Origin of the sequence: Waterburya agarophytonicola KI4 (genome assembly GCF_020640915.1) — a bacterium.
GTDB lineage: Bacteria > Cyanobacteriota > Cyanobacteriia > Cyanobacteriales > Xenococcaceae > Waterburya > Waterburya agarophytonicola.
Genome location: NZ_JADWDC010000003.1, coordinates 54,708 through 69,788, shown reverse-complemented (window position 1 = coordinate 69,788; position 15,081 = coordinate 54,708). Strand labels below are relative to the sequence as shown.

General features: G+C 38.7%; 14 protein-coding genes. 5 read left to right on the top strand and 9 right to left on the bottom strand.

Going from position 1 to position 15,081, the window contains the following annotated elements; all coding sequences use genetic code 11:
- Positions 1-206: 206 nt before the first annotated feature.
- From psb35 to cruF, 4 genes are all read right to left on the bottom strand, one after another.
- The gene (gene psb35, locus I4641_RS01885) at positions 207-404 is read right to left on the bottom strand and encodes a photosystem II assembly protein Psb35 (protein WP_229638727.1); all 198 of its coding nucleotides are present in this window, start codon (positions 402-404) and stop codon (positions 207-209) included.
- A 123-nt stretch (positions 405-527) separates the two neighbouring features.
- Positions 528-746 carry a hypothetical protein gene (locus tag I4641_RS01880; protein WP_229638726.1) on the bottom strand — a complete coding sequence of 73 codons (219 nt, stop codon included), beginning with the start codon at positions 744-746 and terminating at the stop codon, positions 528-530.
- Between the two features lie 189 nt (positions 747-935).
- Positions 936-2,942 carry a transglutaminase-like domain-containing protein gene (locus I4641_RS01875; protein WP_229638725.1) on the bottom strand — a complete coding sequence of 669 codons (2,007 nt, stop codon included), beginning with the start codon at positions 2,940-2,942 and terminating at the stop codon, positions 936-938.
- A gap of 258 nt (positions 2,943-3,200) precedes the next feature.
- Positions 3,201-4,082, bottom strand: coding sequence for a gamma-carotene 1'-hydroxylase CruF (gene cruF, locus I4641_RS01870; protein WP_229638724.1), 882 nt, complete (start codon positions 4,080-4,082; stop codon positions 3,201-3,203).
- A gap of 238 nt (positions 4,083-4,320) precedes the next feature.
- Between cruF and gatA the strand changes: the two genes are divergently transcribed.
- Positions 4,321-5,775, top strand: a complete 1,455-nt coding sequence (gatA, locus tag I4641_RS01865; RefSeq protein WP_229638723.1) for an Asp-tRNA(Asn)/Glu-tRNA(Gln) amidotransferase subunit GatA — start codon at positions 4,321-4,323, stop codon at positions 5,773-5,775.
- A 54-nt stretch (positions 5,776-5,829) separates the two neighbouring features.
- On the opposite strand, the gene I4641_RS01860 is transcribed toward gatA, so the two are convergent.
- Together I4641_RS01860 and I4641_RS01855 are read right to left on the bottom strand one after the other, a co-directional pair.
- Entirely contained in the window at positions 5,830-6,033 is a 204-nt protein-coding gene (locus tag I4641_RS01860; protein ID WP_229638722.1) for a hypothetical protein, read from the bottom strand.
- Positions 6,034-6,082: 49 nt separating this feature from the next.
- Positions 6,083-6,430: a translation initiation factor gene (locus I4641_RS01855; RefSeq protein WP_304956518.1), complete on the bottom strand. Its 348-nt coding sequence runs from the start codon at positions 6,428-6,430 to the stop codon at positions 6,083-6,085.
- Positions 6,431-6,514: 84 nt separating this feature from the next.
- Here I4641_RS01855 and I4641_RS01850 point away from each other — a divergent pair, with 84 nt between their 5' ends.
- Positions 6,515-7,066: an NUDIX hydrolase gene (locus I4641_RS01850; protein WP_229638720.1), complete on the top strand. Its 552-nt coding sequence runs from the start codon at positions 6,515-6,517 to the stop codon at positions 7,064-7,066.
- Between the two features lie 54 nt (positions 7,067-7,120).
- Here the strand turns inward: I4641_RS01850 and I4641_RS01845 are convergent, their stop codons facing one another.
- Positions 7,121-8,083, bottom strand: coding sequence for a PRC-barrel domain-containing protein (locus I4641_RS01845; protein ID WP_229638719.1), 963 nt, complete (start codon positions 8,081-8,083; stop codon positions 7,121-7,123).
- A 327-nt stretch (positions 8,084-8,410) separates the two neighbouring features.
- Between I4641_RS01845 and I4641_RS01840 the strand changes: the two genes are divergently transcribed.
- A complete protein-coding gene (locus tag I4641_RS01840; RefSeq protein WP_229638718.1) occupies positions 8,411-9,676 on the top strand; it encodes a response regulator in 1,266 nt (421 codons plus the stop codon).
- 120 nt (positions 9,677-9,796) lie between these two features.
- Here I4641_RS01840 and I4641_RS01835 read toward each other — a convergent pair whose 3' ends face one another.
- Both I4641_RS01835 and I4641_RS01830 read right to left on the bottom strand, forming a co-directional pair.
- Positions 9,797-10,741 (bottom strand): heme o synthase, encoded by a 945-nt coding sequence (locus tag I4641_RS01835; protein ID WP_229638717.1) that lies wholly within the window; start codon positions 10,739-10,741, stop codon positions 9,797-9,799.
- 82 nt (positions 10,742-10,823) lie between these two features.
- Positions 10,824-11,753: a COX15/CtaA family protein gene (locus I4641_RS01830; protein WP_229638716.1), complete on the bottom strand. Its 930-nt coding sequence runs from the start codon at positions 11,751-11,753 to the stop codon at positions 10,824-10,826.
- A 510-nt stretch (positions 11,754-12,263) separates the two neighbouring features.
- On the opposite strand from I4641_RS01830, the gene I4641_RS01825 reads away from it, so the two are divergent.
- Together I4641_RS01825 and ctaD are read left to right on the top strand one after the other, a co-directional pair.
- Positions 12,264-13,223: a cytochrome c oxidase subunit II gene (locus I4641_RS01825; protein WP_229638715.1), complete on the top strand. Its 960-nt coding sequence runs from the start codon at positions 12,264-12,266 to the stop codon at positions 13,221-13,223.
- Positions 13,224-13,382: 159 nt separating this feature from the next.
- Positions 13,383-15,071 carry a cytochrome c oxidase subunit I gene (gene ctaD / locus I4641_RS01820; RefSeq protein WP_229638714.1) on the top strand — a complete coding sequence of 563 codons (1,689 nt, stop codon included), beginning with the start codon at positions 13,383-13,385 and terminating at the stop codon, positions 15,069-15,071.
- Positions 15,072-15,081 lie beyond the last annotated feature (10 nt).

The following is a 15,081-nucleotide window of genomic DNA, read 5'->3' as shown; positions in this document are numbered from 1 at the left end:
CCACTTAAAATTAAAAAGTGGTTATTTTTTTTTATAAATTTTTACTTAAACTAAAAAAATCATAATTTAAAGTAACTTTTTAAAAATTTTAAGATAATAATATAAAACTTAATATTTAATGAAAAAAAGTATCCAAGGAAACAAGTTTGATTAATTATTCTTAGATACTTTGAAAAAGAACAAAATAAAAGTCTATAACTTAAAAATCAATCATCAGCGTCAGAATCCTTCTCTTTACTGACATTGGGTACAATATCGGGGCGTTCCGCATTCTCCCAACCCGCAGGGCGTTTGGAATTGTACCAAGCAATCGAGCCGATGGAAACAGCAGCAATGAAACCGATCACGTATACAGCAACGAAATAAGTAGGAAATTCTCCTGCTACTGCCAATAGTAAATTCATATCTAAAATAATCAAGTAATCTTATTGCTAATATTTCGTAATATTATCAGATATTGTTGCTTAATGTCTTTAAATGCTATTTTTTATAAGTTATTGATTGTGTCAGTCGTCTTAACTAACAAGTTAGAAATTCTCAGTCGACCAGGAGCTTAAAGAGGCGATTGCAAGAGAAACAGCCACTAAAGATAATTTTAAAATCCAAGGAGCGCAAAATAGAGTTACTAATGAAAAAGCGACAGAAGTAAATCTCACCGCAGCTTTAAAAACATCATCATCTATTTTAAAACTAATAATTAAAGCGATCGCTGCGACAAACAGGGTTACTAATGAAAGCGCGAGCATTTGATTTTTCCTCTTTTTATGATTTTTTCAGGCATATTTATTCGTTTCCAATTACTAACTTCCGTTTTCAGCTTAATTAATTATTACGGCTAATTACAAAAAGACAAACGTACATTAACCCCAGTATTAAGATATTATAACTTTCATTTTTTTTGTCAACCCATAACTATAATTAAACAATTAAAAATGTCAATGATTATCTATAGTTGAGCTGCGGTGTTTGGCGAGCCACTCTTGACAATCAGACCGTAGTTTGGCTCTTGTTTGACTGTCAATGCCTAGGGGATCGAAGCGATAACGATAGTGAAGCTCGATAATGGAACTCAGGTCTTCAATTGTATCGAAAGTTTCAGGAGTATTTTGTAGCCTAATTAGCCAATCTTGCCAAGTTTCAGCGCGATCGCGTTTTAAACCCAATTTATTTAATTCTGACTCGATTAAAAAAAGTTCAGAATCAATTCCAACAGCAAGCTCGTGCCTATTTTTTTGATTGATTTCTTGAACTATTAAGCGTCTTTTCTGTCCTTTGTTGGTGAATTCTCTAATTAAAATAACAATTAAAGGTATGGCAAGTAGCCAGAGATAGTTAGTTTTTCCGATAGTTTTAAATAGGGCTATAGTTTGCAGTAATGTAAAAGTAATCCAAGAAAAAACATCTTTCACCGTTTGCCAACTAGATGTATTGCGATTTTCCCAGGCGATCCAAGAAGCAGGAGTAGTATCAAAAGTTTGCCATTTGTCATTAATGTATACTTGCGTCCAAGCATGAGCATTGCGCGATCGCACTACATATTGCTTTTCTAAAGAGCTTAATTCGTTAACCGAGTAACCAACTACATAACGAGTCGGAATACCAACCTCACGCAATAATAAAGCGGTTGCAGTAGCAAAATATTCACAATGTCCAGAGCGATGTTGCAACAAGAAAGCAGACAAGGGGGTTTTATTGTTCCCTTGTCGGGCTAATTCTAGAGAATAATCAAATTCTGTATTAAAAAAATTACTGACTGCGGTAAGAATGTCTAGAGGGGTTTTATGATTGAGGTCTAATTGAGTAACAATTTCCTTGATCGCTGGTTTTTCGCTGTCTAAGACTTTCAAATCTTCTGGTGTTGGGGGACTATCTGTTGATAAATCGGGATCGTAGTCAATTTGATATGATAAAAAGCTAGCGTCGCTATATATTTGAATTGTACCGTATTGGTTTTGTTCGATTTTTTCTGCGGTTACTCCTGCTATCGATCGACTACCATTAGGGAGTTTCAATAAAGTATCGTTTTCATCCATATTTTCAGAGACAGTTATTTGTCTTGATTTGCTGGATGGATTGGTAATTGTCCAAGTGGTTTCATCTTTTTGGGATTTAAGAGGAGTAAAATTGGGTTTGGCAGCGAGCCAAAATCCTGAAGAGTATTTATTGTATACAGCTCGTCGTAACAGCTGAGGAGGGATTTGTTGAGGCGAGGGTTTGACTCGTAGCACGATCTTATTAGACTGCTTTACTGAGCCAATATCACCGATAGCCGTACTTACTTGATTGGGATCGCTATGAGGACGATAAAAACCATAGAAAAACTTAGCAGTATTCCTTTCTAAGGATAGTTGAAACTGATGTAGTCCAATATGTCCCCCTGCTCCTAATATTGCTGCTAAAAAAAACAAAGCGATAAAGGTTTTGGTTGAATATCTTTTAGGTTTAACAACATTGGCATTAGCCATCAACACGCGAGCAATTAAAACGATCGCTGCACCGTAGAATAATAGATCTCTAGTATTGGCTGCACTGGCAGCTAAAATACAAATTGCAAAATAAGGATAAGTTAAATCTAAGAGAAATCGCTTTTTTTGCTGGGGTTTATCTTTAAAAAATAATAGGGCATTGAGATCGACACGATCGCTCGTAGAATACGTCTGGGCAATTAACAACGGCGCACAAATAACGGGTAGCCATTGAAAAAAATCAAAAATCAAGCCCAAAGAGCGATCGCTAACCAAAAGATAAATTAAAACTCCCACTAATAAGACAGTGCAGACATGGGAAGTTTGTCGAAAATCTGCTGTAGTTAAATCCCACCGCCAATTAATATAACGAGCCGTTTCGCAAATAATAGCTAGAGGAATAGCGACAAGCCAAAACCCCGTTTGCCAACCCCAAAATATTATTGTTGCACCCAGTAAAAATGGTATAAGATTCATTGAATCTGGTAGTTATTTGTTGTTTGTTATTTGTTATTTGTCAATAACATCAATCAACTTTAACTTCCCGTCAGCATTATTGGCGCATCAATAATTTCCTTCCCAGATACTGACAAACAAATATTCTGAATCCGTCCCTGGATACTCTTTCTTTTAATTACTAATTATTAATAGTAGGCAATCCAAAAGTTTTTCTTAGAGAAAAATTTACTTTAGTTGCCCACCTTACTATCAATTAAGAAGAGTTAGCGCGATCAATTAACTTGTAGTTGCCAAATTCTTGACAAAAGCAACATTTTTATTGCTTGCTATCCAATAAAGAATAATTAAAGGAAAAACACCCAAGACAAGACCCAACAATACAGGAATATAAAACCCTGCTGCCAAACTCAAGACGGTAGCAAAAACAAAATTCGCCAAATAAATAGCCAGAGGCAACTTTAAATCTTTAGTAGGTAAAGTCAGCGGTTTAATTTTCCACAACAAGGTGGCTACTGTCATAAAAATAATTCCCGTACCCATCCATCCTGCAAAATTTTGATATGGCATACCAAAAAATGCTCCTGGTTGTTCCCATACCCAAAAAGGAATAGGTGCTTGACTCATAGCAGGATCTAACACAAAGTCCCATGAAGTTAAACATAACGAACCGCAAAAAATTGCACCTAGTTGGCACAACCAATTTTTTACTTCTAGCCTGTTTAATCCAGCCAAAGCAATAATATAAGCACTAAAACCCAAATAAAACCAAGATAAAGGAATCGTAAACGGTACTAAACCTGCAATCTTATATCCCAAACCACTTAAATAACGATATTCGCCAAAGGGAAAACCAGTACTAGTTCCCAACAATTCACTACCCAAAGACAATCCAATAGCGGGCAACATAAAGCTCAACCAATGCCACAACCCCAGAGTTCGATAAGCATAGAGAGAGACGGCAGCCGTCGCTAGCAGCATATAAACTACACCACCGCCAGCCATTGACCAACCAAAGATTTTAGTTCCCCATTCAAACTGAGACAATATAACTAAAAAATCAGGATTGGGTAACACTAAAATAATTCCTGCTAAACCAAAAACCATCGCTAATATATGACCAATTAGCAAATAGTTCTCGTTACTGGATATGCGCTTCATAAGCTAGATAAAATTTGTATAAATGTATAAAAATCAACTTCTCTAATTAGTTTACAAATATTAACCAATAAATGTGTAACAAAATGAGGAATTCATTTTCTATAAGGGGGAAATAGGTCGAACATCACAGAAAATAGTAGAGTTAAGGTATTGTGGGTTTGCTCTGAACCAAAAGTTGCCAAGAGTAGCCAGAACAAGATAAAACAACTAGGTCTTATATAACGATAAAGGTAATTTGATGTACCAAGGAAGTATAAAAGAGTTACATCAGCAATTAATTAACAAAGAACGTTCGGCAGTAGAAATTGCCGAAGAGGTTTTAAAACATATAGAAACAGTAGAACCAAAAGTAAAAGCGTTTTTGTCTGTAACTGCTGAGTCGGCTTTAAACACCGCCAAACAAGTAGATACCAAAATAGCATCAGGAGAATCAATTGGCATCCTAGAAGGCATTCCTTTGGGGGTTAAAGACAATATGTGTACAAAAGGAATCAAAACCACTTGTGCTTCGCAAATTTTGGCTAATTTTGTTCCTCCTTATGAATCTACCGTTACTCAGAAACTAAAAGATGCAGGAGTAGTGTTAGTAGGCAAAACCAACTTAGATGAGTTTGCCATGGGAAGTTCTACCGAAAACTCTGGCTTTCAAGTAACAGCCAACCCTTGGGATCTAGCTAGAGTACCAGGAGGCTCTTCAGGTGGTTCTGCTGCTGCGGTAGCTGCGGGAGAATGTGTCGTTGCCTTGGGTTCGGATACGGGAGGATCTATTCGCCAGCCAGCCTCTTTTTGTGGGGTTGTTGGCTTAAAGCCGACTTATGGTTTGGTTTCTCGTTATGGTTTAGTCGCTTATGCTTCTTCTTTAGATCAGATTGGTCCTTTTTCCCGTACTGTAGAAGATTCTGCTATTTTATTAAATGCGATCGCGGGATACGATAATTATGATTCTACCAGTCTCAAAGTGGATATTCCCGACTATACCCAATATCTGCAACCCGAACTCAAAAAAGGCTTAAAAGTAGGTATCATTACTGAAACCTTTGGGGAAGGATTAGACTCTGTAGTAGCAGAAACAGTCCAAAAAGCGATCGCTCTATTAGAATCGATGGGTGCGGAAGTCAAAGAAATATCTTGTCCTCGTTTCCGCTATGGTTTGCCTGTTTACTACATGATTGCTTCTTCAGAGGCTTCAGCTAACTTAGCTCGTTATGATGCGGTCAAATACGGTGTCCGAGAGGAATCCGAAGATCTGCTTAATATGTATACTAATACCCGCGCTTCTGGTTTTGGTGCAGAAGTCAAACGACGTATTATGTTAGGTACATATGCCCTATCTGCGGGATATTATGATGCATACTATCTCAAAGCTCAAAAGGTTCGTACTCTAATCAAACAAGATTTCGACAATGCTTTTGCCGATGTTGACGTCTTGGTATGCCCTACTGCCCCATCCACAGCCTTTAAAGCAGGAGAGAAAACTGACGATCCTCTGTCTATGTATCTTTCTGACTTGATGACTATTCCCGTTAACCTAGCAGGTTTGCCAGGAATCAGTATTCCCTGTGGTTTCGATAGTCAAGGTTTACCAATTGGATTGCAGCTGATTAGTAATGTTTTACGAGAAGATGTACTGTTTCATGTTGCCCATGCTTACGAACAAGCAACCCAATGGCACAAAAAGCAGCCAACAATATAATCCAGTGCCTAGTAGGGACGTTTCATGAAACGTCCCTACTACCATTTCAAATATCTAAATCTCTTCAGGAATCACCCATTTAGGTGGTTCGGATAGCTTCTTCTGACGGGCTATTTCTGCTATTTCCAACATTTGGTCTAAAGAAGTCTCTTTAATAAAACTAGAGGCTTCATTTTTATATTCCGTATTAGGACAGCGATCGCCTAAAATGCAGCCGTTAGCGCAATCTACCACGCAGTTTACTTGTTCGGGATTCATGTTCTCATCTTAAAAATCGTCTTTCAAGCATTTTAGTATTTTTTAAAAACTACCCTCCGCTAATCTTTGCTTTGTAACCCAATTTGGTAACAATTTCTAGCAACTGTTGCTTGCGATCGCCCTGAAGTTCCAAACTATTATCTTTGACCGTTCCCCCCGCACCACATTTAGCTTTAAGCTGCTTCAATAATTTACTTAAAGTTTCGGGTTTATGTTGAAATCCTGTAATTATAGTAACCGTTTTGCCTTTGCGCCCCGATCGCGTCGTCTGTATTCTCAAATCTTGTCGATCGGGTGGCAAATCTGGCACTCCTCTTTCTAAAGCGGAGGAATTATCGGGGCTACCGAACTCTTGATAAGCAATACGTTTAGCACTCGATTTTCCTTTACCAGCCATCTTAAATTCCTCTGATTCCCAACTGAGATAGACATTGCCAAGATATGATATTTGTGCAATCGATGTCATAACAATAAAAATATCATGTCTGTAGGAAACGAACCAGCAGAAATTCTCGAACAGAAACTTGCTTATAAAGGTCGCAAATTTAATTATGAAGTAACCAAGCTTCGTTTGCCTAATGGTGTCGAAGGAGAATGGGAGTGCGTCCGTCATCCAGGGGGGGCTTTAGCCGTACCTGTCACTGCTGAGGGCAAATTTGTTCTAGTCAAACAATATCGCTTTACTGTAGCGGGTAGGTTATTAGAATTTCCTGCGGGTACTGTAGAAGCCAACGAATCGCCTTTTGAGACTATCAAACGAGAAATAGAAGAAGAAACGGGTTATAGAGCTAATAAATGGCAGGATATGGGCAAGTTTATCCTCGCCCCTGGCTATTCTGATGAATATATCTATGGGTTTTTGGCTCAAGACTTAGAGAAACTAGAAACACCACCCCAACAAGACGAAGATGAAGATATTGAAGTGATATTAATGAGCGAAGAGGAATTAGAGCAAGCCATCCTTGGTGGAGAACCCATAGACGGTAAAACCATCGCTTGTTTTTATATGGCAAAAGCCTATCTCAAAAGATAAAAAAAGAACGAGGGTTTAAAGGGTTTAAAATTTCCTCTTTCCTCGTTTCTTAATTTATCCTGGTTCTTCTTCGTATTCTGGAGCTTTTTCTTTTTGGGGAATGTTTACTGGGGTCGGATTATAGGGTTCTGGCTTAATATCATCATCCCAAACATCTTCACTTGTTACATCTTCATATTCATATTCTTTGACAGGAGGTGCTTCATATACGGGAGAATCATACACTTCGGGATCGGCATCTTCCCAGTTGTTTTCTTCATACTCCTCTTCATAAGGAATTGCTTCAGCTTGCTGTCTCATGGGCGGTGCGGTGCGAGGTTCTTGCCACTCATCTTCATCCCATCTTTCTTCCATAACAGGTTCTCTAGTATCTACTGGGGTAGAAATGGGAGTGCGAATCTGGGTTCCCGTTGGTAATTGATTTCCCGCATCAATAGTTTGAGGATAATAGTCTTCCTTGTCCCTTTCCCAAACAGGACGACCAATACCCAAACGTTCTAATAGTCCTACAGAAATTTGCTCGATACGTTCTTCCGAACCTTCAAAAACAATCAAACGACCAGGACCACTGCTCACTACTTCTTCGATAGATAACTCGTAAGTACTGATAAACTGTTCGGGTATTTGAGGAATTCCCAAAGAGGCAATTATAATAGAGTTAACAGTTCCATTCTCCGCATCAAATTGAAAGTCTCTAACTTTGCCTAGAGGCTCTCCTGCTTCGGTAATAACTTCACAATTGACTAATTTGCTATAAACTTCAATTTCAATATCTTCAATGACAGTCTCATCTTCTACTAGAATCACGTCTCCAGTCTGACGAATGCTATCAAGATACATATATTTTGGTATGCCAGAAACTGAAAGTAAATTGTCCCTAAGACCCAAAGCTACTACTTCTCTGCGGTCTATATCTACCAAAACTTCTTTCACCACTCCTAATCTTTTGCCACTATTGCGAGCAATTACTTGAGTGTTGATAAATTCAGAACGTAGATGTGTATTTTCAGTTGTCATTTTATTGTTTGGTTAATGTAAGCGACTGCTTGCACTTAGATTGATATCTATAGAGTAATTTTATTGAGATTTGAGATCCCTGAGTCTTTGTTTCAAAATAATGCCATAAAATGATGCCATAAAAGATACCCCAGTTAGTACTTGCGGATCTTCACACACTATTTTAGCTAATCGAGATAGTATTTGACTTATTGGAGCATGAATACTTTTTTTTGGCAAGAAAACTATTAATTATTTGATTAATTATTTGGATTTTTTGCTCATGTTATTCGACAGTCAAAAATGGGTATCTTAAGATTGTTGCTGTCTGAGTAGCCTTGAGAGTGCATGAATCATCTCCATCCTTCTGATATCGAGCAAGAGCCTTTGTCATTTTTGACCGATACATTAGTTAATGTATTGAATAAAGTATCTAATTCTCAACAACATAGTTGTTTGCAAGTTATTTATAATTCGACGACTTTTTTCATTCATTTTAATCAAGGAAAATTAGTCTATGGAACTAATTCTCTAGCTCCTTTTGAGAGACTAGAACGTCATCTACGTCGTTTAAGCAATGTCAATCCCAAGCTGGATAATTCAGTTATCAAACAACCCCGCGCTCAATTTCATAGTGATTTGCGGTCGTATACTCAACTCCCCTCAGATTATCAAAGTATTATTTGGCTAACAGAGCAAGGTCATCTAGAACCCAAGCAGACTTTAACCATACTCAGAAGAATTACCAGAGAAGTATTTGAATCTTTATTGTGCATTCCCGATGCTTGTCAATATAGACTTGTTCCTAGAAAGAAAAAGATTCAGGAATTGTGTCAATTTAATTTGAATGCCTATATTACTCAGTGCCAAAAAAGACTTGAAGCTTGGCAAGTTTTTAACGAAAAAATTTGGTCTTCTTATCAACGTCCATATTTACTGACAGAAAAAACCCAAGAGATTGGAGATTTGACAGTAGAGCAAAATAAAACAATCTGCAAACTTTTAAAAGGACTGAATTTTCGTCAGATCAGCGCAATTCTAGATCTTGATGAACTGGCGATCGCCAAACTTCTTTATCCTTCCATGATGGAAAACACTATCATTGTCAGAGATCCTAAGCCACCATTCGATCAGCTACCTCCATTACCCCAAGAGAAAAACTTTGATTTGAAATCAGAATGGCGTGGTGAAGATAGCAGTGGCTTTGAGCTGAATTCTCACAGCAAGCAAACTGTCCATATTTTAGAAAAGACTTGGAAAGTTGCTTATGTAGATGACGATAGAGCTATTCACATTGATTTCAACCAATGTCTCGATCGCAAGATGTTTTCTCTCTTAACTATTGAAGATCCTCTCAATGCTTTTTCAGAATTAATTGAGTTTGAACCAGATTTTATTGTGTTAAATATTAGTATGTCCCATCTCAATGGCTATGAATTATGTACCCTATTGCGCAATCATCGTGCTTTCAAAGAAACTCCAATAGTTTTGTCTCACGAGGCATACGAACAAATCAATATATCTAAATTAAAGCGTTCTGGTGCAACGGAAAGTATTGTCAAACCATTCAACCGTAATAAATTGCTCAATCTGATTTTTAAATATCTTCAATAAAATTCTTCAATAAAATTCTATTTGGCATCTTTCTCCTAAAAATAACGTGGCAGAAAATATTTAATCTCGGTAGTTGATTTTATATTATTCGACCACGTTCGCCTCTCAACCCCTTATCTGTTATCCACCACAGGTAAAGATGATCCCCATCAAACTATGGGTAATGGGCAAAGTATCTACAATCATCGCCACACACAAGAGCATCATGTAGAAGATAGAATATTTAAACATTCCCCGAGCTAATTGATTGCTGGTAGGGTCTTTTTTTAATTCCCAAGCTTTGTAGAGAAACTTAGCTCCCAGATAGGTTGCGATCGCACCATAGATAATAGTCAAGTTACCAATAGGATACATCAACAACAAACTACAGGGAACTACTAACAAGCTATAGATCCAAATTTGCTTGACGGTGGCTTCTTCTCCTTCCACTACAGGCAACATGGGGACACCGACTTCGGCATAGTCTTCTTTAATCATCAAAGCCAAAGCCCAGAAATGAGGAGGAGTCCAAAGAAAGATTACAGCAAATAATAGCCAAGGAATAATACTCAAGTCTCCCGTCACCGCAGCCCAACCGACTAAAGGAGGAATCGAACCCGCAGCACCACCAATCACAATGTTTTGGGTAGTATGGCGTTTGAGCCAGTGAGTATAGATGAGCATATAAAAGATAATGCCAGACATTGCTAACAATGCAGCCAATAAATTGGCAAAAATCGTCAATAAAGAAAAAGATAGTATTCCTAATACAGCGGCAAAAATTAAAGCATGGCGGGGTTGGACTTTACCAGAGGGAATGGGACGTTTTCTTGTCCGTGTCATAGTATAGTCAATATCGCGATCGTAGATGCAATTTAATACCTGTGCCGAGGCTGCTGCCAATGTACCCCCGACTAAAGTAATCAACAACAAAAATGGACTTACTCTGCCATCAGAAGCGATCCACATTGACGCTGCGGTAGTGATTAACAACAAAGGAATTATACGAGGTTTGGTGAGCTGATAGTAGCTTTTGATTACTTCTGAAAAGTTTTGATTGCTGCGGGCGAGACTTGTCCCTGTCATTATGATTCTTCCTAAAATTTGACTTCTATTTCTGTTTGCTGTGGAGTATCTTGCTTTTGTACGGACAAAGTATGTTTTGTTTCTAACTATCTGCTACGCGATCGCTCTGGCGGTCGCGTATTGCCAATACGGTGAAGCCCACTAGTACCCCCAATAAACTTGCTCCTACTGCTTGATGGGTAACTGTCAAAGGTTCGACTTGTAGATGCAGTTTAAATGTAGCAACTCCTAGTAATATCTGTAGACTTACTAAAGCTGCTGCCAAGTTAGCCAACACTCGCAAATATTTATGTAAACCAGGTGTTTTCCAAGCCCACCAGATAACAGCGATAACTGCTACGGTTGGGGGAATAACTCCCAAGATATGAGCGTTCATCACATTACATAATTGCGACCCTGCAAAACACTGATGCAATGCCCATTGAGAGCCTACTAATCCGCCCAAAATACTTTGTAGATAAACTAGCACTGCTGCACTCAAGCCCAGCCAACTTAATTTTCCTGCTGCTTTTGTTCCTTGGTAAGGCAATAAAGCCGTCCCGATCGCGATTAAAGTGCTAAAAAATAGTAATGCCGTGCCTAAATGGGCGGTAACAATATCAAAGCGCAATAGTTGAGTTACGGTAAGTCCCCCCAAAATTCCTTGAAAAATAATCAGGAATAAAGCAAAGGTTGCAGCCCAGGGTAGCCAAGAAGGCAATTCTCGGCGATACCACCAAGATAAACCCGATAAAGCGATCGCACTGACCCCAATTAAAGCAGCATCCAAACGATGAAACCACTCTAAAAACACCTGGAGATTCATCTGTCTGGTGGGTACAAGTTGACCATAACACAACGGCCAATCAGGACAAGCTAACCCCGCATTCATTACCCTGGTGGCACTACCAACAGCCATTAATAATAATGTTGCGATCGCAATTTTCCAGACTAAACGGCGGATCAAAATTTGAGGTTGAGATAATGTTTCCTTTCCATTGATAATGGGTGATTGAAAAACAGATTCGGTCATAGCACACTCGACTAAGATAAATGAGATAAAACTTTACTAAGGCAAAAGCGATCGCTTTAACTCCAAAATATAAGTTCTTATTTTTTCCTTTCTCTTCTTTTGTTTTCTCTACTATCACTCTAACTAGGTTTCTACAATAGCTTTATCTTTTTAGATATTCTTCAGATTAGGTGACAAACCTACCTGATAAAACTTAAAATTAATAAAGAAAAAATTAAATTTATCTGCCAAAATAAAACTTATGGATTAAGCCTCTGGCATAGGATTGGCAGATCCCAAATAAAATATAAAGAATTTTCGTAAAGAGTGATTAATTTGCCCCGACCTTTGTTTATTTGATGGCAATTCGATCTACCCTTATAGGTAGACAGAAATATATTTTTGTAGCTGAAATTTTAGTATTAATACCATCAACAATTCCTCTTAGAAAGCAATAAATTGTAAACAGTCAGAAATTAAACAAAATCAGCTAGCACTGATTTAGAAAACACTACCCCTCAATTTATCAACGTGAATATTCCTGGTAACATAATCACTCTCATCGCAGGAGTCGCGATGACCCTAATCAGCTTATGGTATGGGCAAAATCATGGACTACTTCCCATGGCAGCATCTAATGATGCGGGAGAAGTAGACGAATTATTTAACTTTATGATGACCATTGCTACGGGTCTATTTCTTCTTGTAGAAGGGGTTTTAGTCTACTCCTTGTTCAAATTTCGTCGCCAAAAAGGCGATACTACCGATGGGCCTCCCATAGAAGGTAATGTCCCCTTAGAAATAGTTTGGACTGCTATACCTACGGTGATAGTCTTTATTCTTTCCATCTATAGTTTTGAGATCTATAACCGTATGGGAGGATTAGATCCCATGGCAGCAGGAGATCCTGGCCCTCAAATGATGGCTCACTCCCATCATCATTCTGAGTTAGTTGCCCTAGATACCAGCCAACAAAATATCGCTTTGGGCTTAGGTATTTCACCAGAATCCCAACAAGGCATAAATCCTTTAGAAATAAAGGTTAATGGCATTCAATATGCTTGGGTATTTACCTATCCCGAAAGCGGGGTAATTTCTGGAGAAATTCACGTACCTGTAAATCGTCCCGTAGCGTTGAACATGACTGCCGGAGACGTAATTCACGCCTTTTGGTTGCCTGAGTTTCGGATTAAACAGGACGTAATTCCTGGCAGAGAAACTAATTTAGTCTTTACTGCCAACCAAGTCGGACAATATCCCGTAATTTGTGCGGAATTATGCGGGGCATATCATGGCGGAATGAAAACCCAGCTTTATGTCCAGACTGAAGAAGAATATGCCCAATGGATCCAGGATAATACTTTTGCCATGAAAGAAAGTGGTGAGTCTGTGGCGATGAATCCAGTATCTAATTCTGATACCGAATTTTTAGAACCCTATGCTCAAGATATGGGAGTAGATGCCGATACTTTGGCACAGTTGAAACCATAACATCGCTTTGGTTAAGTAGTTAAGTAGTAAATAAAATTAAAAGTAGCTTGCTACTTAACCTACTACAGACAGACATAATTGATCAAAAAGCTAATAGCTGATAACTAATAGCTGATAGCTCTCAAAACAGATAAATCAGACCCCTAGATTGCATAATAAATGAGTACAACACTAGAAAGAAATGCTCCGATTTCACCACCACCACCAGAGCAAAACGAACATCCCCAAAGGAAGTGGTACGAATACTTTGGCTTTAGTACCGACCACAAAGTAATTGGTATTCAATACTTAGTTACTGCTTTCTTTTTCTATTTTATTGGTGGCGCATTGGCTGAAGTCATGCGTACCGAACTTTCCACACCCGATCCTGATTTTGTTCAACCAGAATTCTATAATCAGCTTTTGACCATGCACGGAACAATTATGTTGTTTCTGTGGATTATTCCCGCTGGTGCAGCCTTTGCCAATTATCTAATTCCCCTGATGATTGGGGCAGAAGATATGGCGTTTCCCCGTCTGAATGGGGTCGCTTTTTGGATGATTCCCCCTGGTGGGATCTTACTGATGAGTAGCTTCTTTAATGGCGCGCCTCAAGCTGGCTGGACTTCCTATCCACCTTTGAGTTTGGTTAGTGGTAAATCTGGGGAAGAAATTTGGATTCTCAGTATTTTAATTCTGGGTACTTCTTCGATGTTGGGGGCATTTAACTTTGTCACTACCATCTTACTAATGCGGATGCCCGACATGGATATCCATAGTATGCCCTTGTTTTGCTGGTCGATGTTGGCTACTTCAGGATTAATTATTATTGGTACTCCTGTATTGGGGGCAGCATTGATTTTACTGTCCTTTGACTTAATTGCAGGAACGGCATTTTTTAATCCTGCGGGGGGAGGAGATCCGATTGTGTACCAGCATATGTTCTGGTTCTATTCTCATCCAGCGGTGTACATTATGATTTTGCCATTCTTTGGCGCAATTTCAGAGATTTTACCCGTTCATGCCCGCAAACCCATCTTTGGTTATAGAGCGATCGCCTATTCTAGTTTGGCAATTAGTTTCTTGGGCTTAATTGTCTGGGCGCACCATATGTTCTCTAGTGGTACTCCTGGCTGGTTGCGGATGTTCTTCATGGCAACCACGATGATTATTGCCGTGCCGACAGGAATCAAGGTATTTAGCTGGTGTGCTACTATTTGGGGCGGAAAACTAAGCCTCAACAGTGCCTTTATCTTTGCCGTTGGTTTCCTTTCTTCTTTTTTAATTGGTGGTTTGAGTGGGGTTATGTTGGCATCAGTGCCTTTTGACATCCACGTCCACGACACCTACTTTATTGTGGCTCACTTTCACTACGTCCTTTTTGGTGGTTCGGTATTTGGTTTATTTGCTGCCGTCTATCACTGGTTTCCGAAGATGACAGGACGCATGGTCAATGAAACCTTGGGACAAATTCACTTTGTCATGACCTTTATTGGTTTCAATATTACTTTCCTTCCTATGCACCAATTAGGCTTGCAGGGTATGAATCGTCGTATTGCCCTTTACGATCCTCAGTTTCAATTCCTCAATATGGTTTGTACTGTGGGTTCATATATTCTGGCATTATCTACCTTTCCTTTCATTATCAATATTATTTGGAGTTTGTACAAAGGAGAAAAAGCTGGTCGCAATCCTTGGCGTGCTTTAACTCTAGAATGGCAAACTGCTTCTCCCCCAATTATCGAAAACTTTGAAGAAGAACCTGTTTTATGGGCAGGACCATATGATTATGGTATTGATACGGAAAGTATTGATGGCGATGAAGATGTCGAAGATATGTTGGCAGCAGTAACCTCTGAAAGTCAATAGAAAACAAGTA

Bases quoted from the DNA above. Each gene is read 5' to 3' on its own strand.
- psb35 (WP_229638727.1), bottom strand. From the start codon at position 404: ATGAATTTACTATTGGCAGTAGCAGGAGAATTTCCTACTTATTTCGTT.
- I4641_RS01880 (WP_229638726.1), bottom strand. From the start codon at position 746: ATGCTCGCGCTTTCATTAGTAACCCTGTTTGTCGCAGCGATCGCTTTA.
- I4641_RS01875 (WP_229638725.1), bottom strand. From the start codon at position 2,942: ATGAATCTTATACCATTTTTACTGGGTGCAACAATAATATTTTGGGGT.
- cruF (WP_229638724.1), bottom strand. From the start codon at position 4,082: ATGAAGCGCATATCCAGTAACGAGAACTATTTGCTAATTGGTCATATA.
- gatA (WP_229638723.1), top strand. From the start codon at position 4,321: ATGTACCAAGGAAGTATAAAAGAGTTACATCAGCAATTAATTAACAAA.
- I4641_RS01860 (WP_229638722.1), bottom strand. From the start codon at position 6,033: ATGAATCCCGAACAAGTAAACTGCGTGGTAGATTGCGCTAACGGCTGC.
- I4641_RS01855 (WP_304956518.1), bottom strand. From the start codon at position 6,430: ATGGCTGGTAAAGGAAAATCGAGTGCTAAACGTATTGCTTATCAAGAG.
- I4641_RS01850 (WP_229638720.1), top strand. From the start codon at position 6,515: ATGTCTGTAGGAAACGAACCAGCAGAAATTCTCGAACAGAAACTTGCT.
- I4641_RS01845 (WP_229638719.1), bottom strand. From the start codon at position 8,083: ATGACAACTGAAAATACACATCTACGTTCTGAATTTATCAACACTCAA.
- I4641_RS01840 (WP_229638718.1), top strand. From the start codon at position 8,411: ATGAATCATCTCCATCCTTCTGATATCGAGCAAGAGCCTTTGTCATTT.
- I4641_RS01835 (WP_229638717.1), bottom strand. From the start codon at position 10,741: ATGACAGGGACAAGTCTCGCCCGCAGCAATCAAAACTTTTCAGAAGTA.
- I4641_RS01830 (WP_229638716.1), bottom strand. From the start codon at position 11,753: ATGACCGAATCTGTTTTTCAATCACCCATTATCAATGGAAAGGAAACA.
- ctaD (WP_229638714.1), top strand. From the start codon at position 13,383: ATGAGTACAACACTAGAAAGAAATGCTCCGATTTCACCACCACCACCA.